The sequence below is a fragment of the Geminocystis sp. NIES-3709 genome, assembly GCF_001548115.1.
Taxonomy (GTDB): domain Bacteria; phylum Cyanobacteriota; class Cyanobacteriia; order Cyanobacteriales; family Cyanobacteriaceae; genus Geminocystis.
In genome coordinates, this window is sequence record NZ_AP014821.1 from 295,757 (window position 1) to 315,802 (window position 20,046).

Below are 20,046 nucleotides of genomic sequence, written 5' to 3' on the forward strand. Positions count from 1 at the left end.
TATTTATAAAAGTGTCTTTATTTCTTTCTAAACACTATGTTTTGACTCAAATAGAATCTTAGAAATAATTTACACTAATTATCAATTAATCGAATGTCTAAATCTTGATAAAATTCTTCTTGGTGTAATTCTACTTTTGACTGAGAAGATAGTAATAATAATGCCCAAAAAACCCCTACCTTATCTTCTACTTTATCTTGTTTATGATTTTGCCAACAATTAACTAATTGATCTAATTTAATAGTGGAATCATCTATATTTTTAACTAAATTTTCTGTCAAAAAATCATTAATTTGTTGAGCTAATTCCGTTAAATTTTCATTATGAGCTAAATCCGTAATGGTTCTTAAGGCTTGTTTACGAGTATAACCTTTTTTAGTTTTATTTAAAGGTAAGCTATGGGTAACTTTTTTTTCTTCTAATTCACTCTCCATTTCCCGTAATTGAGTGATTAATTCTGCTAATGTTACCTTTCTTGTTTTAGGAGGTAGTGCAGATGTTCTTCTTTTGATCTGTTTATCTAAGTCACTATTTCTAAAATTCCGTCTATTTTCATTAATTTCTAAATCTTCTTCCCAACATTCAGTTTCTTCATCTTCTTCCGGTTTTTGGCTTAATTTTTCGAGGGTTTCTGCTTTAAATAATACTAACATGGAAGCCCATAACATCACTTGTCCCGATCGAGATAAATCTGTAGTTTGTAAATCAAGATTATTACTCTCATTTATGCCTAATTCCGCTAAAAAACGATCAATAATCTCGATTACTTGCACATTCCAAGGATCTATCTCTCCTTTTTGGGCTAAATCTATTAATAACTCGATGGCTTGACTGGCAGGACTTTTATTTGCAATCATCAATAATTATAAAATAAGGGTGTTGCTAAATCAATGTATGAATTATTTATCGCAAAACGCTTCGATAAGCAAAGATTAGAAGAAAATCAGAAAAACAAAGAATGATCTAATTAGGATAACGTAGAAATAACCTATTTTGTTCAACCATAGTAAAATCTATCATTTTTATAGACATAAATAAATTCATGAATATCTTGCCTACATCAGAATTTAACTTATCTTCAGAAAATATTAAAGGCTTTGACTTAAAAAATCCGCCTTCACAATCTTTAGTTGATCAATGTGTACATTGCGGTTTCTGCTTATCCACTTGCCCTAGTTATCGAGTAATCGGCAAAGAAATGGATTCCCCTAGGGGTAGAATTTATCTCATGAATGCCATTAATCAAGGACAAGCATCCCTAGATGATAGCACAGCCCCCCATTTTGACAGTTGTTTAGGATGTTTAGCCTGTGTTAGCACCTGTCCTTCTGGAGTACAATATGATCAGTTAATTGCGGCAGTGCGCCCTCAAGTAGAAAGAAATCAACCTCGCAACCTCTGGGAAAATTTCCTCCGCACTATTATTTTTAATTTATTTCCCTATCCCGCAAGATTAAGTCTATTTTTACCTCTACTTTGGTTTTATCAAATATCAGGTTTACAAACCCTTGTTAGAAAAACAGGTGTACTTAAATTTTTTCCCCGTATCGCTTCTATGGAGTCAATTTTGCCTCATATTAATCTTAAATCTCTCTACAAAAAATATCCCTATACTATTCCTGCCAAGGGCGAAAAAAGGTATCGAGTCGGTGTTATTTTAGGATGTGTGCAAAGATTGTTTTTTGACTCAGTAAATGAAGCGACTGTAAGAGTTTTAACTGCCAATGGTTGTGAAGTGGTGATTCCCCAAACTCAAGGATGTTGTGCCGCCTTACCAGCCCATCAAGGGCAAGAAAATCAGGCTCAAAGTCTTGCCCGTCAAATGATTGATAGTTTTACGGATACACAAGTTGATTATATTATCATCAATGCGGCTGGTTGTGGTCATACTCTTAAAGAATATCATCATATTTTAGCTGAGGACTTAGCTTATTTATCAAAAGCTAAAGACTTTGTCAGTAAAGTCAGAGATATTCATGAATTTTTAGGAGAAATAGGCTTAAATACAGATTTATTACCCATTACCAATGATACAGTTAAGGTAGTGTATCAAGACGCTTGTCATCTATTACACGGACAAAAAATTAGTTTACAACCTCGTCAATTATTACAAAAAATACCTAATTTAGAGTTAAAAGAACCTTTAGATAACGCTTTATGTTGCGGAAGTGCTGGAGTTTACAATTTATTACAACCTGACGTGGGCAATGAATTAGGTGAGCAAAAAGTCCGTAATTTGTTGAGTACCGGTGCTAAAATAATTGCTTCTCCTAACCCCGGATGTTCTTTACAAATATCAAAACATTTACAATTACAAGGAAAGGAAATTAAAATTATTCACCCGATCGAGTTTTTAGATTATTCTATTAGAGGAGAAATGATTAAGTAATAATATTCTTTTGCGAACGTTACAGTAGAGTTAGATAAAAATTTTATTCTTCATCCGTACCTTGTAAAACTCTAGTGGCAAATGTCTAAATCAACGGTTTTTCACAAAAAATTCTGCCACTAGCTATTTAAAAAAATCCCGAATCATGGGGGATGTAGGTATAATTACACCATTAATAATCCACTGTGTCTTAATAAAGGTTGAGTATTAGGTTGTCGCCCTCGGAATTGTTTAAAGACTTCCATTGGTGATAAACTACCGCCTAATGCTAACACGGTATCACGAAAACGTCTGCCTACTTTTGCGATCGAGTTTTCATCTTCTAAACCCACTTCTTCAAAAGCAGAAAAAGCATCTGCACTAAGTACTTCAGCCCATTTATAGCTATAGTAACCAGCGGAATAACCCCCAGCGAAAATATGTCCGAAACCACATAAAAATTGATCTTCCGATAATGGTATCATAACTGTAGTAGTTTGAGCTATGCGATCGCGTACTTGGTGAGGTGTTTCTTTGCCATCAGGTTGATAACGAGAATGTAACTCTAAATCGAGGAAGCTAAAATGTAGTTGACGTAACATTGCAGAGCCACTCATATAATTTTTAGAAGCCAACAATTTTTCGTAATAGTGATAAGGTAAAGTTTCCCCCGTCTCATAATGTTTAGCCATACCAAAGAGAGTATTTTTCTCTAAACACCAATTTTCCATAAACTGACTTGGCAACTCCACCGCATCCCATTCCACATTATTAATTCCCGATGCACCTGAATAGTCAATCACCGTTAACATATGTTGTAAACCATGGCCAAATTCATGGAATAGAGTCTCAACTTCACCAAAAGTCATCAAACTGGGTTTATCATCAATGGGAGGAGTTTGATTACAAGTAAGATAAGCCACTGGAAGACGGGTGATAATCTTACCATTTTGCTCAAACTTTGCCCTACCTAAACAGTCATCCATCCATGCGCCTCCTCTTTTTTCCGATGGGCGAGAATAAGCATCAAGATAAAAATGGGCGATAACTTCATTATTTTCGTTGGCGACTTGGAAATATCTCACATCCTCATGCCAAACAGGAGCATTTCCATCAGCCGGAGTAATAATAATACCAAAAATTCGTTTTGCTAACCCAAATAAACCCTCTAATACTTGATTTAAGGAAAAATAAGGGCGTAATTCTTCCTCCGTGAAGTTAAATTTTGTCTCTCGTTGTTTTTCTGCCCAATAACTCACATCCCAAGGGTTTAAATTGTCAATTTTAGCAAATTCTTTTAACTCTTTTAATTCCTGTTGCGCGGCGGAATAACTTACTACTCGCAATTCTTCCAACAATTTCTCTACAGATTCAACACTATCCGCCATTTTTTTCGCTAGGCTTACCTGCGCATAGTTAGAATAACCTAAAATATGGGCAACTTCCCGTTTTAAAGTCAAAATTTTGGTAATTAAGGGATTATTGTCAAATTCTCCACTTCCTGCACGACTAATAAATGCCCTATAAACTTTCTCTCTTAAATCTTCTCTGTTACTGAATTTAAGAAAAGGCACATAACTTGGATAATCTAAGGTTATCACCCAAGGGCCGTTTTCAGGAGTGGCATCTTCATCTCCTTCGCTTCTAGCGGTTTGTGCCGATAAACTAAGTAAACTAGCCGGTAAACCATCAATTTCTTCTGGGGTAGTCAGACGCAGTTGAAATGCTTTAGTCGAATCAAGGACATTATTAGAAAATTTAGTCGATAATTCTGCTAATTCTAACTGAATTTGATTAAAACGCTCTTTTTTTTCGCCTTCTAGGGCAACACCTGATAATTCTGCATCTTTAATCGCTGATTCGATAATTCTTTTTTGTGCTGACTCGAAACTATCCCACTCCTGACTATACCTAATCTTGGTAAATCCTTCATACAAAGCCTTACTTTGACTTAATTTATTAGCAAATTGTACTAATTGAGGTTGTACTGTTTCGTAAGCGGTACGCAACTCAGGACTATTTTTTACTCCCATGAGATGCCCGATTATACCCCAACTCCATCTTAATCTTTCTTCAATGTGATTTAATGGCACAACTAAACCTTTCCATGTGGGTTGAAAATGTGCTTCTAGGTGGCTTAATTCTGCGTCTAATTCCGTTAATAATTGTTCGATAGCAGGAACGATATGATCTGATTTAATATCATTAAATGGTGGTAATCCTTCACCTATTAGTAGGGGATTGCTAACAGTAGTCATTGTTAATCTTTTCTATAAATTTTAAACAGTTATTTCCTATAATATCTTAAGGAGTTGGAGTTATAATGTTTTTTCATAGTTGAAAGTCGATCGAGTTGATAAACGTTTTGATTATTCCTGAACCAATAAAAGTATAGAATTTTTCTAGTAAAATGTTAGATTTTAATCATGATCATTGTATTTTTAGCAGTGTTTTTAATTTTTATTTTAAGAGAAATTACTTTTAATTTTATTATCGGTTCTTTTGTGAGTATATTTAATCTAATCGGCGATTATTCAGAAATAGTTTTTTTTGGAATAATTATAGTTTTTTTAGGGTGGTGTTTTAGTGATGATTAAACAGGTTAATTCTCTTAAAACCTAGACAAAAAAGAAAAACTTTTACATCTTTTTATCTTTACTAGAAACTTCACCGAATAAGATTCTAAATGTTAGAAAATAGAATAAAAAAGTTATGAAAATAAATTTAAAGGTAAATAACCATAAGTACCAACAATTCGATCGTTAAAATCAGAAAAAATAGTAATTAAAACGCCTCGATATTTTCCTTGATAATCACTTAAATTATAAGATTTTCTTTCTGTGCTAAATTTAAGATAAACAGGATTATTCTCTAGGGATAAATTATCTTCAATATTATGATTATATTCTAATGCTTGTAAATAGTTTTTTAAAGTATTAAAGGCTTGTGAAACAGATGAAGCACAAATACCGAAATTTTGATCATCAGATAAACTAACTATTAATTTTAAGGCCTCTTGTAACTGTTGCTTTTGTATCTCCGATTCCACTAATTTAACATCAACACAACTAAATTCTTTTAATAATTTTAATGCTTGATCTACTTCTAGGGTCATTTTATTAAACAAAATATGGGTAGGTATCAAAAAAGGTGTTAGGTTAAAGATTTCTAAGAAATAAATCTCAAACAAATCAAATTATTAGATAATAACTCATATTTCCTTATTTTTCCTAACCTAACTCCTATTCTCTATGATATTTGGTACGAGAATAATTTGATCTTGATGAATGTAGGCAAAAACCAAGAAGTTTCTGTCACATTAAGTTATGTCATTAATGAATATATAATGGAACTAAGACTGATATTTTTCAATCATAGAGATCGATCTGGTGACACTTTCAGGGAAAATGACGACTAATCCATCTTTGTTAACTTTTCTTAATCCTGTTTCGATCGCTTCGGTTTCATCTAAGATGACATCATAACTAGCTTGAGGATTTTCCCCAACAATACCTTTTACAATTAAATCAGCTACAGTACCTCGATCACGCCCTCGATTATCGTCATCTTCTTTCACGATGATATGATCAAAAATCTGAGAAGCAATTTTACCTAAAAGCATCAAATCCTCATCTCGTCTGTCACCTGGCCCTCCTACAACTCCAAGACGATCGCCTTTCCAGTTTTTGACAAACTCCCCTACGGCTAAATAACCTGCCGGATTATGAGCATAGTCAATTAATACAGAAAAATCTTTCATGTCAAAAAGATTCATTCTGCCGGGGGTTTGATCTGCACCGGGGTTGAAAGTACGCACCCCTTGACGGATTAATTCAATATCGATACCGTGAACAAATGCCGCTAAAGAAGCCGCTAAAGCATTAGCAATCATAAAAGGTGCCATACCTTTCATGGTAACGGGGATGTTTTCTGCTTTTTCGATCCTTAATGTCCACTCCCCTTCAAAAATAGAGAGATAACCATTTTCATACATTGCTGCCATGCCATTACGCCGTAAATGATCAATAATAATTGGGTTGTTAGCATTCATGGAAAAATAAGCTACTTTACCCTTGACATTTTTAGCCATTTGTGCTACTAAAGGATCGTCTGCGTTGAGAACGGCATAACCATCGGCATTAACGGACTCAGCGATCACCCCTTTAACTTTTGCCATTTGTTCGATCGTGTCGATGTCTCCTAATCCCAAATGATCTTCTGCCACATTTAACACTAAACCTACATCACAGCTTTCAAAGGCTAAACCCGATCGTAAAATTCCGCCTCTGGCACACTCTAGCACTGCTACTTCGACAGTGGGATCTCTTAAGATAACACCTGCACTCACAGGGCCTGTATTATCTCCTTTTTCCACCATATAATCTCCTAAATAAATACCATCGGTGCTGGTATAACCGACAACTTTTCCTGTTTGACGGTAGATATGAGCTAGTAAGCGAGTTGTCGTAGTTTTTCCGTTTGTCCCTGTCACCGCTAAAATGGGGATACGACTAGGATGATTATTTGGGAATAACATGTCCAGCACAGGAGCGGCTACGTTTCGTGGTAAGCCTTTACTGGGGGCAACGTGCATCCTAAATCCGGGGGCTGCGTTTACTTCCACAATCACCCCATCCACTTCATTTAAAGGTTTGGTTATATCTGGGGTAACAACATCAATACCTGCAATGTCCAAGCCAATAATTTTGGCGACTCTTTCTGCTATCCAAATATTTTGAGGATGTATTTCATCAGTACGATCGATAGCGATACCCCCAGTACTTAGATTCGCTGTTGCCCGTAAATAAGCCACTTCTCCTTCTTTGAGGACGGTATCCATTTCAAAACCCTGTCTTTTTAACACTCCCATAGAAGTACGATCGACACTGATCCTAGTCAATATGTTATCATGACCGTCTCCTCGATCGGGATGTTCGTTAGTTTCTTGAATTAACTCCTCAATGGTAGAGTGTCCGTTTCCTATTACATGGGCGGGGATTCTTTCTGATACGGCGATAAGTTTACCGTTGATCACTAAAATACGATGATCATTGCCTTTATAATATCTTTCCACAATCACCGCTCGACTTTTGGAAGCCGCACTTGCTAAATCATAAGCCTCCTCTGCTTCTTGTTGAGAGTTTATATCAATGGTAATGCCTCTACCATGATTCCCGTCTAAGGGCTTGAGAACGATGGGATAACCACCGACATCGGCGATGGCATCGGCCAATTCATCCAGATAATAGATTACTGTACCTCTAGGAACAGGAATACCAGCTTCTGCTAAAGTGGTTTTAGTACCTTCTTTATCACAGGCTAACTCAACCCCCAAAATACTAGATTTATTGCTTAAAGTCGCTTGAATACGTTGTTGATTAGCACCATAGCCTAACTGTACCATTGCTCTAGCACTAAGCAACATCCAAGGAATTTGTCGAGCTTCTGCTTCTTTGATAATCGTTTCAGTCGAGGGGCCTAACGCAGAATTTGCCCGTAAATCCCGTAAATCTGACAAATCTTGAGCTAATTCTTCAGGGCTATAAACACCTGTTGTAATAATAGAATTACAAAGTCTGACGGCGGCTCTACCAGCATATCGTCCTGCTTCTTCATAAACATACTCAAACACGACGTTATAAATTCCGGGAGTTGAAGTTTCTCTGGTGCGACCAAAACCTACAGGCATCCCAGCTAATTCTTGTAATTCTAGAGCAATATGTTCAATAATATGACCCATATAAGTCCCTTCTTGCACTCTTTCTAAGAAGCCACCACGATGATCCCTAGAACAGAAGTGTTCGACTAAAGAAGGTAATATTTTCACCAAACCTTCATAAAACCCCGGTATCAGGTTAGATGGTTTTTCGGCTACGTCTTCCAAATCCAGACGCATCTGGATCAATTTTTGTCTGCGGATACTCCAATAGTTTGGCCCCCGTAGGGTTTGTGTTTTGAGGATTTTCATGGTTTTTGCTGTTAGACGGTACTTACTTTAAGAGGCATTTTTTAGTGTCTCGTTTTTAATCTTTATTTAACTGTTCAGTTTGAACATTTCTGCTTTTTTTCTTTGGAAAAGAAATAGAAAATAGTTGACAGCATAGTAAGTTTACACTTAATTTCTTCTAGTCTCCTCGTCCTCTATTTCCCTTGTCTCTCTATTCAATCCTTCCCGCAATAGGTTGATGGGTTTTGCGGTTATAACGATCGCCATGACCAAGAATATGTAAACGCAGATTATGTAGTGCAAGAGGTTCTTCTGCCGCAACTTTTCCGTGATTAGTATAACTCATGGCTTGACCATCAACGATCGTCACTGTACCTTTTCCAATTACTTCAATATACTCATCTTTTTGAAAAACGGCACAAGTATCTTCATCAATACCAATACCTAATCTTTCGGGATGATTAGATAGGGCGCTTAATAATCTTGCCATACGGTTACGGTTATGAAAATGTTGATCTACAATCACTTCAGGAATGATGCCTAATCCCATAGCCATATCAACTAAAGCACGATTAGGAGATTCTCCACTACTACCACCTGCGATCATGTGATGTCCCATAACTGCGGCACCAGCACTGGTACCTCCGAGGGTAACTTCTCCTAACTTCACTCGTTGACGAATTCTTTCCATAAGAGGAGTATCCGCTAATAAACCACATAATCTAAGTTGATCTCCTCCTGTCATAAAAATACCCGTACATTTTTCCACATATTCTTGATACTCTTTATCTTCTCCTTGAATACGATCTCTGACATCTAGTACTTTTAAATCTTTTGCTCCCATTTCCCCAAAAATACTAACATATCGATCGCCAATAATAGTAGGTTCACGGGAGGCGGAGGGAATAATTCCTATAATTGCATCAGTACCACCAGCACAATGCCAAAAACTTTGTAAAATTTCTTTGCCGTGGACTTTATCTTCTGCACCTCCTATGACTAGGACAGAACTTCTAAGATATTGCTTCATGTTATTTTTTATAATTCCCTACTTAGACTAAATTTTCATATCTTCAAGTTTACAGCAATTAGCTATCGTGAGTTCAGAGTTCAAATTCAGGTAGGTTAGTTTGCATTTTCGTTTACTGGTGGAATTGGCAAGAAAAAACAAGCAAAAGACAAGTGAGAGTGATAGGGTGAAAAAATAGCGTAAATTGCAGTCCCAGCATAAATTATTCTTCTAATATTTTACTGGAAACTTCGATCGCATCTACTTCAATAGTTCCGGGTGGTATTTCTCTAATAAATTGATGGTTTTCTACTCTTAATAATTCTCCACAATTAGGACAACGACAGTCAGTATTATTTAATGCAGTAAAACTATAATTACACACGGGACATTCATCTTCAATTAAGTTTCTTTTTAACCACCAACGAAAACCCCAAATTCCAATAATAGGAGTAATAATAAGTAAAGCAATGAAGATTAAAAATCCATTAACGACCCATTGTAAACCGATAGAACCTAATACTAAACTAACAATAACAAATGTTAATAAACAACCGAAACCTGAGTCATTAATATTAATTATTTTACTTTGAAAATTTTGTTTCACCCTTTTTATCCCCAATAATTGTCATGTTTACTTTAACATTTTCATTAATCACATTTTCTACATTGAAGATAAAATTAACATTTTTTAAATCATCGGTTTTATTCATAAAATGCGATCGTAGCTAAGTATCTTTACCAATTGAAGATCAGTTCGACATAAAGAAAATGATGAAAACTAGACAAATGGACAAGTAGAAAAATTCCCAATATTCGATGTCCTTTAAAAATAATTTTATTGACTCACAAAAAATACTGTCTGTCTGCCTGTCTGCCTTTCTTCCAAGTCAGCCCTCACCTATTTTTATGTTATATCGAACTCAGGTAATTGAGAATTGTTCAAAATAAAATCTTTTTAAAGAATGTCTAAAATAATAACCTATAGTCCAGCTTTTACTATTGTGCCGACTTATGAGTGTTTTAATCGTTGTAGCTATTGTAATTTCAGGAGTGATCCTTATGAAAGTCCTTGGTTAGAATTACATACGGCTAAAAATATGTTATCTAATCTTATAAATAAAGGGATTATTGAAATATTAATTTTAAGTGGAGAAATTCACCCTAAATCCACCAGAAGACAACCATGGATACGGCGAATTTATGATTTGGCAAAGTTAGCTTTATCTATGGGATTTTTGCCTCATACAAATGTGGGAGTATTGAGTTTCGAGGAGATGTCGTTATTGAAAGAGGTTAATGTTTCTATGGGGTTGATGTTGGAGCAGTTAACTCCTAATCTCTTAAATACAGTCCATCGTCATGCGCCTACAAAAATTCCTGAATTACGGTTACAACAATTAGAGTGGGCTGGTATGCTTAAAATTCCTTTTACTACTGGCATTCTTTTAGGGATTGGGGAGACTTTACAAGAGCGAATTGAAAGTTTAAAAGCGATCGACAAAATACAGGCTAAATGGGGTCATATTCAAGAAATTATATTACAACCTTATGTTAAAGGTTCTCAGGAAGAATTACAAGGAAATTCCATCACAATATCAGAAATTTTTGAAATTATTTCGATCGCCCGTGATATATTACCAGAAAGCATTACTTTACAAATACCTCCGAATTTGATTGAAAAAGAAACAACTTTATTAAAAAGTTTAGAGTTAGGAATAAAAGATTTAGGGGGTATCGTGCCGAAAGATGAAGTAAATCCTGACTATCATCATCAAAATCTCATGATTTTAGCCAAAACTCTCAATAAAGCTGGTTGGAAATTAAAACCTCGTTTACCTGTCTATCCTCAATACTATTCTTGGTTATCAAATAACTTACAAAGAACGATCGAAGATATAATAAGAAAAAAACCATCTGACTTTGTGCATTGAGGGAAAAAATATCCTTCCGCTAATTGTTATTAATAAAAAACTATGATTTTAGTTAATTTTTTTACTTTTATATTGACATTTATACTTACTTTTACTACTTTAATTAATTCTGTACAAGCCTTAGATTATACTAAAAGAGACTTATTTGAAGCAGATTTTTCAGGACAAAATTTAAGCGGTTCAACCTTTAATAAAGCGAACCTGCGCAGTAGTAACTTAAGTAATGCTAATCTACAAAAAGTGAGTTTTTTTGGTGCTAATATGGATTCAGCAAATCTCGAAGGTGCTGATTTAAGAAATGCCGTTTTAGATTCTGCTAGACTCACAAGGGCAAATCTTCATAACGCTATTCTTGAAGGTGCTTTTGCCACTAACACCAAATTTGAAAAAGCCAATATCGAAGGTGCTGATTTTACTGATGTTATTTTACGCCCGGATGTGGAAGAAATTTTGTGTGCAAATGCCATCGGCACTAATCCTGTTACTGGCAGAAACACCCGTGATACTCTTTATTGTGAATAGTTAAGGTTGTTTGTATGTAAAAAAATCATATTGGCTTAAAGTTTGTCTTTCGACTCCGTTGATTCTGACTTTTGCTATTAGTTTTTGCCTAAAATTGATTTCATGACGGGTAATGTTAAACATTACTAATCGCTAATTGCTAATTCCTCATTATTTATGGTAGATGATAAAATCGATCGAGATTTAAAAAATAAAATACTGTCTTTAGTAGCAAATTTAAGAGAAGGACAAAAACAACTAGCCCTGTGGAAAGGTGGTAAAATGGCAGTGTCTGCCGTGCCAGGGGCGGGAAAATCTCATGGTTTAGCGACGGCGGCGGCTATAACTATCGCTAAAAATAAACTCCACAGTAATCGACAGTTAATTATTGTAACCTATACTCGATCGGCAACTGCCAGTATCGAAAAAAAAGTCAAGGAAATACTCACACAAGAATTAAAATTGCTTCCGGTTGGCTTCAGTGTGCAAACCATCCACAGTTTAGCGGTGAATATAGCTAATCGCTATCCTCAATTATCTCAATTAGAAATGGAAAATCGTACTTTAACGGATATAAATTCTAGTCATCCGCTCATTTTTGATACTGTAAATCAATGGGTAAAAAATCATCCTGAATTGTATGAATTATTGTTAAAAGGTGAAAAAAGTTTAAGTGATGACGAAAGCGAACTATTACAACGAGAGTCTATTTTATTAAATGATATATTGCCAAAAGTAGCTTATAATGCTATATCTATTATTAAAAGTTCGGATTTAACTCTCAATGATTCTTTTTATTTACCTAATAATCTCAGTAATCCTTATCCATTGATGACAATTGCCAAAGGGTTATATGAAGAATATCAGGAGTTGATGATAAAACAACAAAGGATAGATTATGATGATCTCATTTTATCTGCTTTAAGGGTATTAAAACACGATCGAGCCAGAGAAATTTTACAAGAAGAAGTCTTTGCTGTATTTGAAGACGAGGCACAAGATTCTAGCCCGTTACAAGAAAAATTACTGGAAATTTTAGCAACAGATACTCAAAATAATCAAACTAATTTTGTCAGAGTGGGTGATTCTAATCAAGCAATAAATTCCACATTTACTTCTGCTGATCCTAAATACTTTCGTGATTTTTGTCATCAATGTCAAGAAAATAATAGTTTTTATACTATGAATCAAGCAGGAAGAAGTTGTCAAATTATTATTGATACTGCCAATAAAACTTTAACATGGGTTAATAATAAAATAAAAGCAGAATTAGTTAATAAAAAAGTTGATGATATATCGTCCTTAATTCCTTTTGAAAATCAAGAGATAAAACCTGTTATAATTGCTGAAAATTCAACTAATATTAATCCACAATCTGAAGGGAAAGGACTTGAGATTGAATATCCAAAAGATATTTATCAAACCGTAGATTTAATAAAAGCAAAAATTATTAAATTATGGGATAAAAAAAATAAGGAAAAACTAGAAAATTTTGCTATCTTAGTTAGAGAAAATAAACAAGGAAAGTTTTTATATGATTATTTAAAAGACTTAGAAAAAACTCATAATCTTAAAGTTAAATTAATCAGTGATACTGATAGTTATGCAAAGATTCCTCAAGAAATTTTATCTCTTTTACAATTCTTAGACTCTCCTCATTCTTCTCAATATCTTAGAAAAACTTTAGAAATAGTCACGGAAAGGTTAAACTTAAATCTTGAAGATATAACCTCTTTAAGCATTTATCCTGAAAAATTTTTATATCCGACTTTGATAGATTGTCCTCAAAATGAGCAGGTAATTAAAATAAAAAATGAATGTATAAAATTGTTACAAGCTCGTTTAGAATTAGCACCTTATCAATTAATTATTTTTCTTTCCTTAGCTTTAAAATATGATCAATTAGAATTAGCTACGGTACAAAAATTAAACGAAAGAATCAAACAAGAAATCAAAACAAATATTTCCTTAAAATCTATCATTGATACCTTAAAAGCAATAGTTAATGGTGAAAAATTTAAGGGAGTAGAAATAGAAGACGAAAAGAGTTATCAAAAAGAAGGACAATTGACTATTATTACAATGCACAAGGCAAAAGGCTTAGAATGGGATTATGTTTTTTTACCTTTTTTGCATGAAAATATTATCCCAGGAAATGGTGAAGGATATATGCCAAAAAATGCTAGTTTTATCGGAAAATTTAACTTAGCTGATGTCACTCGATCGATATTAAGATCTATTGTTCATCATGATAAATTAGATCAAAAAGAAATGTCAATAGATGAGGCATCTTTAGAAAATAATTATCAGAAAAAAGCAGAAGAATATCGTTTATTATATGTAGCAATGACAAGGGCAAAAAAATTATTATGGATGTCATCAGCAAAAAAAGCACCTTGGCGATGGGGTTTTTTTGAAGATAATGGTAATAAATCTCAATTGCAAGATCAAGCTCCTTGTCCTGTTATTATAGCCCTTAGTTAATATGTCATTTTTTATCATTTTATTCTTTGCTTTAATAGGTTTATTTTTAAGTCTTTGGATTATCATTCCAGCACCCAATTTATTTCTCCTACCTTTTGGGGTTGCTGTACCTGAAATTAGTCCTTTTTTAGTTATCTTTAATAGTTTAGTCTTGTTATTATCTATTTACTTAAGAGAATCTTGGTATATCTCGATCGCAATTAGTACAATTAGTTTAATATTAACATTATTACCCTTAATCCAAATACCAAACACCATTAAAAAATTTGATCAAGAAATTGAGTTAAAATTAGGAGAAGATTACTTAAAATCGATACCAAAATCAATTCAAGAAAAAATGCGATCTGATCCTTTTATTTGGAAAGATATATTAAGGGGTATTCCCCAAAAAAAAATTAGGATTAAAAGAGGGATAGAATTTGCAAAATTTGGGGAAACAAGTCTTAAACTAAATATTTATCAACCTCTTCTCGAAGGAAAATATCCCACCCTAATTATGATTTATGGTGGTGCATGGCGCAAAGGTTCACCTGACAGCGATGAAAGATTTAGCTGTTACATTACCCATCAAGGTTATACCGTTATTACCCTCGACTATCGTCATGCTCCAAAATATCACTTTCCTACACAACTCGAAGATATTAATAGAGGGTTAAAATATATTAAAGACAATGCTTCTCACCTTAATATTGATATAAATAATATCGCTATTATGGGTCGATCGGCAGGAGGGCAACTGGCTTTTTTAACAGCTTACGAACCTCAAGAAATTACATTTAAAGCACTCATCAATTATTATTCTCCTATCAATTTAACCCAAGCATACCAGTTTCCAGCAGTTCCTGATCCTATCAATACTCGGAAGGTGTTAGAAGATTATTTGGGAGGAAAACCTGACGAAATTCCAGACAAATATAAACAAGCATCACCCATTAATCATATTAAGAAAAATCTACCACTCACTCTTTTGATTTACCCTGAAAGAGATCACATCGTTCCCGTCAAGGTTGCTGATATAATCTCGAATAAATTAACAGACTTCGATAATTGTCATGTTTTATTAACAATTCCTTGGGCTGAACACGCTTTCGATGCTATCTTTTCTGGTATTAGTAATCAAATAGCTTTGTACTATACTGAACGATTTTTAGCTTATGCTTTATACTCAAATATACCTCAGTTCGACATAAAACTTTCGATGAAGGGAGGAGGTAGGAGAGAGGAGACAGGAGATAGTGGGAATAATTGATTTAAACATTAGTCAAATTGGTTTTAGATAATTATTTACCTAACATTCTTAAACTCTTATTACTAAAAAGGTTTTTAACATCGAACTCTGGTAAATCACCATCTTCACCGAATTTAAACTTATCACGTCATTTAATTTTTTACTTTACAAACGTATTATTACAAAAACTTTCAATATAGTCAGGACTCTGGACTAATTGTAAAATATCAGAATTAGCTATTTGTTGTTTATGGGTCTATTGTGAAGTAATAATGGCATCTTTGAGTAACAATTCATATAATAATTTAAACTTTGGCATAGAAAAACGATGTCGATCGGGCAATGGTGTGACATAATCAGAATGGGAAACAACAGGTAAATTCATGTAAACAATAGACAATGAATAATTAATATTTAATCTTAGTTTTTTCACAAAACTTTAAAAAAGTAATTGCTAATTAGAAAAAATGTTCGATCGATTATAAACTATGAATGATTCTCCCATATTTATCTCTTTAATACCTAATTTAATGGGTGGAGAAGGTCATATTATTCCCTATCATAAATCCATCACTAAAGCAACAAAAACCCTTGGTTGGCATCATGAAGTTATCTATTCTCCCGAAGAAAATTTAACTTTATTACCTGATAATTGGTATGGTTGTTTAAAAGGTAATAAGTTAGAAAATGATGAAAATTTTGCCGATAAATTCAAACAAGTTATTATTTTTTCTGATAGTATTAGGAACTATTTAAAAGAAAAATTAGTTAAAAATAACTCATCCCAATCTTATATAATTTTTATTGAACGATTCATTCATCTACAATTATTTGCTCTTTGGTTAGCCTTATTATTTTTACCAAAAGATAATTTATATATTTGGGTGTTATATCGCCACAATTTTCATCAACACAAAACGAGATTTTTTTATAAAATATTAAATAAGTTACTTAAAAATTTAGTTAATATTAATAATTTTTCTTTGTTTAGTGATAGTGAATTATTAGCTAATTCTATGACTAAATATTTTGAAGAACCTTTAACTGTAATGCCTATTCCTCATACAGAATTTGTAGAAAAAATAGACAATAATAAGGATAATATAATTTGTTGGTGGGCGGGGCCTCCTCGAAGTGAAAAAGGTTGGGATATTATCAAAAAATTAAGTCAATGTCAAACAATTTTTGCCAATAAATTTACTTTAGTAGCTTCAAAAAGTGCTGATTTAATAATGATTAATAATGGAGTTAAAGTCATTCTTCTTGACGATAATTTACCCCGAAAAGATTATGGATATTGGTTAGCAAAAACTGATATTATGTTGATTCCTTACAACTCGATCGCTTATCAAGAAAGAACATCAGGAGTTTTTACCGAATCTGTTATAGCTGGAAATATTCCAGTGACAACAGTTAATACATGGATGGCAGAAGAATTATTAAAATTTGGGTTAGATCAATTAATTCTTAATTGGGATAATTCTGAACAAGTATGGGAAAAAATTAATAATATTATTAAGTGTAAAGAAACGAAAACAAAATTAAAAATCATGCAAAAAGCCTATAGTCAGTTTCATAATCTTTCTAATTTTGCTAATCAATTTAAAATAAGTTTTATGAAGTAAAATTATTTGTTATTAATTGTTAATTTTTTGTTGTCAATTTTTCATTAATCATGAATAATTATTTATGAATCTATAAAGAAAATTATTGAACATGAGCTTAGAATATCCTGATGATTTAAGATACCTTGATTCCCATGAATATGTTCGTTTAGACGGAGAAATAGCGACCATTGGTATTACGGCCTTTGCTATTGAAGAATTAGGCGATATTGTTTTCCTCGAATTGCCCGAATTAGGAGATGCCATCGGTGTGGAAGACAACATTGGTACTGTTGAATCAGTAAAAGCAGTTTCGGAAATATACTCCCCCATTTCTGGTACAGTGATCGATCGTAATGAAATGTTAATCGAATCTCCAGAATCGATCGCTGATGATCCTTATGGGGAAGGTTGGTTGATAAAAGTTAGATTAGATAACCCTGACGACGATTTAGAAGACACCCTATCTGCGGATGAATATAAATCTTTAGTCGAACCTGAAGACGACTAATTTACTCTAAACTCGATCGAATGGAATCATCAATTTAATTTGTAGGAAGCGGAGGAGGTTCGGGTGATACTGGGGGTTGTACAGGTTGTGGAGTAACAGAACCATCGGGATAACTAGGATAATATGGATTAAACCCAGAATAAGGATCCACCGTCTGAGTAGGTGCCTGAGATTTACCGGGCAAAGTCGCTAAAGCAACCCTTTCTCCTCCCACTTCTTTGAGCATATCTAATACTTCAATTACTTGACTATAACGAACTTCTTGAGAAGCATGAAGTACCATTAAACCACTAGGATTTAAACTGTGATAGTTTTTTATGGCACTATAAAGTTGAACTTGACTAACGGGTTGTTTTTCTAAATATAACTGTCCTCGATTATCCAAGCTAACCACTAGCATCTCTCGCATTTGAGCTGTTCCCGTACTGGCTTTCGGTAAATTTAAACTTAAGGCTTGTTGACGAGAAAAACCCACTGCCGCCAAAATAAAATAAATCAAAATACAAAAAATTACGTCAATCATTGGCACAATTTCGATTCTGACTTCTTCTTCAGTAATATCCTGCCATAGTTTAAAAGGCTTAGTTGTAAATTTATGATGATTAGTAGAAAGTTTTTTTTCTAATACTTGGGATTCTTTAGATAATTGAGTCATAAAAAGTTATCGTTACAATATTTTTAATGATAAAGATTTTTTTCATAAATTGTGGGTACTCAGCTTTTATTTAATTTACCGGCAACAAAATAGTACAAGTAATAAATAATGAACAAATTTTTTTTCATCCGTAAGGATTGAGGTACCAGTATCTTGATCCTCCAATTCTGAGACTAAGAACAAACAGGACTCCCCTATACTTAGGTTGGGAGGCAAAAATAGTTTTTTTTGCGGAAGTCCTAAAAATATTATTGAAGAATAAAAAATTAAGGCTGGTTTAGATTGGTACAAATGTTTTTCTTATTTTTGTGTATCATTAGAAAATCATATAATTCCCATTTGTTCCTCTTGTTGAATCCATCTCTGACGATAAATAACTTCTAAATCACTTCCTGCCTTACGAAAAATTCTTACCTGATTAAACCAAAAAGCCTGAAATAATCTATAAAAAACTACACCGGTAATAGCCACAATTAATCCTACAGCAGTAGAAATTAAAGATTCTCCAATACCTTGAGTTACTCCAGAAGTAGAAGCTGTACCCAAATCACTAAGAGAGATGGAACCTAAAGAACGAATTAAGCCCAAAACAGTCCCTAATAACCCTAATAACGGAGATAAAGCAATCACTCCTTCTAAAATTTTGTCACCTTTACGCATTAAAGCTAATTCGTCATCAGCGGCCGTTTCTAAAGCTAAATGAAATACTTCAGGATCCGGATTATCTAATTGCAAAGGTGTATTTAAAAATTTTCCCAAAGGATGATTACGGTATCGAGAAGCAATTTCTTCAACTTTTCCCCAGTTAGTGGTAGCTGCATCCATAATATTATTTAAAATTTGTTCTTCCTTAATTAATACCTTTGACCAAAACCAGATACGTTCAATAATAGTACCCAAGGCTAAGATAGATAAAAATAAAAGAGGCCAAATCGATACGCCACCCTTCTCGATTAATTCTGCTAAAGTCATTGATTTCTAATCCTCTGTCTCAATAGTTAGTTAGTTTTCCTTCACTAATTATCATTGATTGCTGATAGATTATCAATCATGACTTGATAACTCCCTACACTGAAGGCATAAAAAATTTCTTTCATAAATAATACACAAGTTAAAAAGGTTTTAGCTTAATCATCTGAAAATCAGGAGAAATAACTATCAAGTGTCTATTATCAGTTCTCTTAGAGATTTACTCTTTAATTAATCAACCCAGATAACTTTTTTATTGGAAAAAAATAAGCCATCTCCATTTTCATCCCCATAATAGTCTAATAAATAAAATAGCTTGATTACTTCTTGCTCAGTGATTTCTTCCCTTTTAACTTTTTGTAAAAACGATTCCATAAAATCAACTAAAGTAGCTAATTCTTCTTTTGGGAAAGAATCGTTTAAATTGGTTAGAGTCTTTTTCGCATCTAGGATTGTGTCAGTTTTTTCGGAGGGAAGAGGAGTTGATTTTCTAAGAGGATCTCTTACTACTGCGGCAAATCCTTGAGCTACCGCTTGTTTAACTTTAGGCTTTAACTGTACCATGCCTTTCGCTTTTTGTTTTTGAATACCTTCTTGTGATGAAGCATATAAACTAGGGAGACGATTCAACGCAAAAGTAGCGACTTCTACTAAATTCAAATCATTCGCTGAAAGACTCAAGTTTCTATTATTGGCTAACTGAAGTTGAATTTCTTCATCGACGAAAATTTCCATTACGTTTTTATAGGTTTTTTTTGATGATTGTGATGACATAGTTATTTAATATTGATAAAAATATTAGTAAGTAATTCAAGTGAAACTTATAACTTTAAGAC

At 33.5% G+C, this 20,046-nt stretch carries 17 protein-coding genes; 7 read left to right on the forward strand and 10 right to left on the reverse strand.

The annotated features are described in order from the left end of the window. Window positions 1-74: 74 nt before the first annotated feature. Window positions 75-857, reverse strand: coding sequence for a segregation/condensation protein A (locus GM3709_RS01165; protein ID WP_066115479.1), 783 nt, complete (start codon window positions 855-857; stop codon window positions 75-77). Window positions 858-1,042: 185 nt separating this feature from the next. Between GM3709_RS01165 and GM3709_RS01170 the strand changes: the two genes are divergently transcribed. Next, complete coding sequence (locus GM3709_RS01170) at window positions 1,043-2,389, forward strand: (Fe-S)-binding protein (RefSeq protein ID WP_066115482.1); 1,347 nt, start codon at window positions 1,043-1,045, stop codon at window positions 2,387-2,389. A 164-nt stretch (window positions 2,390-2,553) separates the two neighbouring features. Here the strand turns inward: GM3709_RS01170 and GM3709_RS01175 are convergent, their stop codons facing one another. From GM3709_RS01175 to GM3709_RS01195, 5 genes are all read right to left on the reverse strand, one after another. After that, window positions 2,554-4,626 carry a M3 family metallopeptidase gene (locus GM3709_RS01175; protein WP_066115483.1) on the reverse strand — a complete coding sequence of 691 codons (2,073 nt, stop codon included), beginning with the start codon at window positions 4,624-4,626 and terminating at the stop codon, window positions 2,554-2,556. Window positions 4,627-5,078: 452 nt separating this feature from the next. Continuing rightward, window positions 5,079-5,483, reverse strand: coding sequence for a DUF1824 family protein (locus GM3709_RS01180; RefSeq protein WP_066115485.1), 405 nt, complete (start codon window positions 5,481-5,483; stop codon window positions 5,079-5,081). Between the two features lie 237 nt (window positions 5,484-5,720). Continuing rightward, window positions 5,721-8,336 (reverse strand): cyanophycin synthetase, encoded by a 2,616-nt coding sequence (gene cphA, locus GM3709_RS01185; protein ID WP_066115487.1) that lies wholly within the window; start codon window positions 8,334-8,336, stop codon window positions 5,721-5,723. A gap of 190 nt (window positions 8,337-8,526) precedes the next feature. After that, entirely contained in the window at window positions 8,527-9,345 is an 819-nt protein-coding gene (locus GM3709_RS01190; RefSeq protein WP_066115489.1) for a cyanophycinase, read from the reverse strand. Between the two features lie 202 nt (window positions 9,346-9,547). After that, a complete protein-coding gene (locus GM3709_RS01195; RefSeq protein WP_066115491.1) occupies window positions 9,548-9,931 on the reverse strand; it encodes a hypothetical protein in 384 nt (127 codons plus the stop codon). Window positions 9,932-10,289: 358 nt separating this feature from the next. On the opposite strand from GM3709_RS01195, the gene cofG reads away from it, so the two are divergent. The 4 genes from cofG (at window position 10,290) to GM3709_RS01215 (ending at window position 15,492) form a co-directional block, all read left to right on the forward strand. Beyond that, window positions 10,290-11,258, forward strand: coding sequence for a 7,8-didemethyl-8-hydroxy-5-deazariboflavin synthase subunit CofG (gene cofG / locus GM3709_RS01200; protein WP_066115493.1), 969 nt, complete (start codon window positions 10,290-10,292; stop codon window positions 11,256-11,258). A 42-nt stretch (window positions 11,259-11,300) separates the two neighbouring features. After that, entirely contained in the window at window positions 11,301-11,780 is a 480-nt protein-coding gene (locus GM3709_RS01205) for a pentapeptide repeat-containing protein (protein ID WP_066115496.1), read from the forward strand. A 156-nt stretch (window positions 11,781-11,936) separates the two neighbouring features. Next, on the forward strand, window positions 11,937-14,243 hold the full coding sequence (locus tag GM3709_RS01210) for an ATP-dependent helicase (protein WP_071827994.1): 2,307 nt from the start codon (window positions 11,937-11,939) through the stop codon (window positions 14,241-14,243). Between the two features lies 1 nt (window position 14,244). Then, window positions 14,245-15,492 carry an alpha/beta hydrolase gene (locus tag GM3709_RS01215; RefSeq protein WP_071827996.1) on the forward strand — a complete coding sequence of 416 codons (1,248 nt, stop codon included), beginning with the start codon at window positions 14,245-14,247 and terminating at the stop codon, window positions 15,490-15,492. 235 nt (window positions 15,493-15,727) lie between these two features. On the opposite strand, the gene GM3709_RS20945 is transcribed toward GM3709_RS01215, so the two are convergent. Continuing rightward, window positions 15,728-15,904, reverse strand: a complete 177-nt coding sequence (locus GM3709_RS20945; protein ID WP_197671858.1) for a hypothetical protein — start codon at window positions 15,902-15,904, stop codon at window positions 15,728-15,730. 55 nt (window positions 15,905-15,959) lie between these two features. Here GM3709_RS20945 and GM3709_RS01220 point away from each other — a divergent pair, with 55 nt between their 5' ends. Then, the gene (locus tag GM3709_RS01220; protein WP_066115498.1) at window positions 15,960-17,096 is read left to right on the forward strand and encodes a hypothetical protein; all 1,137 of its coding nucleotides are present in this window, start codon (window positions 15,960-15,962) and stop codon (window positions 17,094-17,096) included. 91 nt (window positions 17,097-17,187) lie between these two features. Next, a complete protein-coding gene (gene gcvH / locus GM3709_RS01225) occupies window positions 17,188-17,586 on the forward strand; it encodes a glycine cleavage system protein GcvH (protein ID WP_066115500.1) in 399 nt (132 codons plus the stop codon). Window positions 17,587-17,620: 34 nt separating this feature from the next. On the opposite strand, the gene GM3709_RS01230 is transcribed toward gcvH, so the two are convergent. The 3 genes from GM3709_RS01230 to GM3709_RS01240 all read right to left on the reverse strand — a co-directional run bounded on the left by GM3709_RS01230 (window position 17,621) and on the right by GM3709_RS01240 (window position 19,945). After that, complete coding sequence (locus tag GM3709_RS01230) at window positions 17,621-18,241, reverse strand: biopolymer transporter ExbD (RefSeq protein ID WP_066115502.1); 621 nt, start codon at window positions 18,239-18,241, stop codon at window positions 17,621-17,623. Between the two features lie 324 nt (window positions 18,242-18,565). Then, complete coding sequence (locus tag GM3709_RS01235) at window positions 18,566-19,213, reverse strand: MotA/TolQ/ExbB proton channel family protein (RefSeq protein ID WP_066115504.1); 648 nt, start codon at window positions 19,211-19,213, stop codon at window positions 18,566-18,568. Between the two features lie 228 nt (window positions 19,214-19,441). Further along, window positions 19,442-19,945, reverse strand: coding sequence for a late competence development ComFB family protein (locus GM3709_RS01240; RefSeq protein WP_231937596.1), 504 nt, complete (start codon window positions 19,943-19,945; stop codon window positions 19,442-19,444). Window positions 19,946-20,046: the final 101 nt, after the last annotated feature.

Bases quoted from the DNA above. Each gene is read 5' to 3' on its own strand.
- GM3709_RS01165 (WP_066115479.1), bottom strand. From the start codon at position 857: ATGATTGCAAATAAAAGTCCTGCCAGTCAAGCCATCGAGTTATTAATA.
- GM3709_RS01170 (WP_066115482.1), top strand. From the start codon at position 1,043: ATGAATATCTTGCCTACATCAGAATTTAACTTATCTTCAGAAAATATT.
- GM3709_RS01175 (WP_066115483.1), bottom strand. From the start codon at position 4,626: ATGACTACTGTTAGCAATCCCCTACTAATAGGTGAAGGATTACCACCA.
- GM3709_RS01180 (WP_066115485.1), bottom strand. From the start codon at position 5,483: ATGACCCTAGAAGTAGATCAAGCATTAAAATTATTAAAAGAATTTAGT.
- cphA (WP_066115487.1), bottom strand. From the start codon at position 8,336: ATGAAAATCCTCAAAACACAAACCCTACGGGGGCCAAACTATTGGAGT.
- GM3709_RS01190 (WP_066115489.1), bottom strand. From the start codon at position 9,345: ATGAAGCAATATCTTAGAAGTTCTGTCCTAGTCATAGGAGGTGCAGAA.
- cofG (WP_066115493.1), top strand. From the start codon at position 10,290: ATGTCTAAAATAATAACCTATAGTCCAGCTTTTACTATTGTGCCGACT.
- GM3709_RS01205 (WP_066115496.1), top strand. From the start codon at position 11,301: ATGATTTTAGTTAATTTTTTTACTTTTATATTGACATTTATACTTACT.
- GM3709_RS01210 (WP_071827994.1), top strand. From the start codon at position 11,937: ATGGTAGATGATAAAATCGATCGAGATTTAAAAAATAAAATACTGTCT.
- GM3709_RS01215 (WP_071827996.1), top strand. From the start codon at position 14,245: ATGTCATTTTTTATCATTTTATTCTTTGCTTTAATAGGTTTATTTTTA.
- GM3709_RS01220 (WP_066115498.1), top strand. From the start codon at position 15,960: ATGAATGATTCTCCCATATTTATCTCTTTAATACCTAATTTAATGGGT.
- gcvH (WP_066115500.1), top strand. From the start codon at position 17,188: ATGAGCTTAGAATATCCTGATGATTTAAGATACCTTGATTCCCATGAA.
- GM3709_RS01230 (WP_066115502.1), bottom strand. From the start codon at position 18,241: ATGACTCAATTATCTAAAGAATCCCAAGTATTAGAAAAAAAACTTTCT.
- GM3709_RS01235 (WP_066115504.1), bottom strand. From the start codon at position 19,213: ATGACTTTAGCAGAATTAATCGAGAAGGGTGGCGTATCGATTTGGCCT.
- GM3709_RS01240 (WP_231937596.1), bottom strand. From the start codon at position 19,945: ATGGAAATTTTCGTCGATGAAGAAATTCAACTTCAGTTAGCCAATAAT.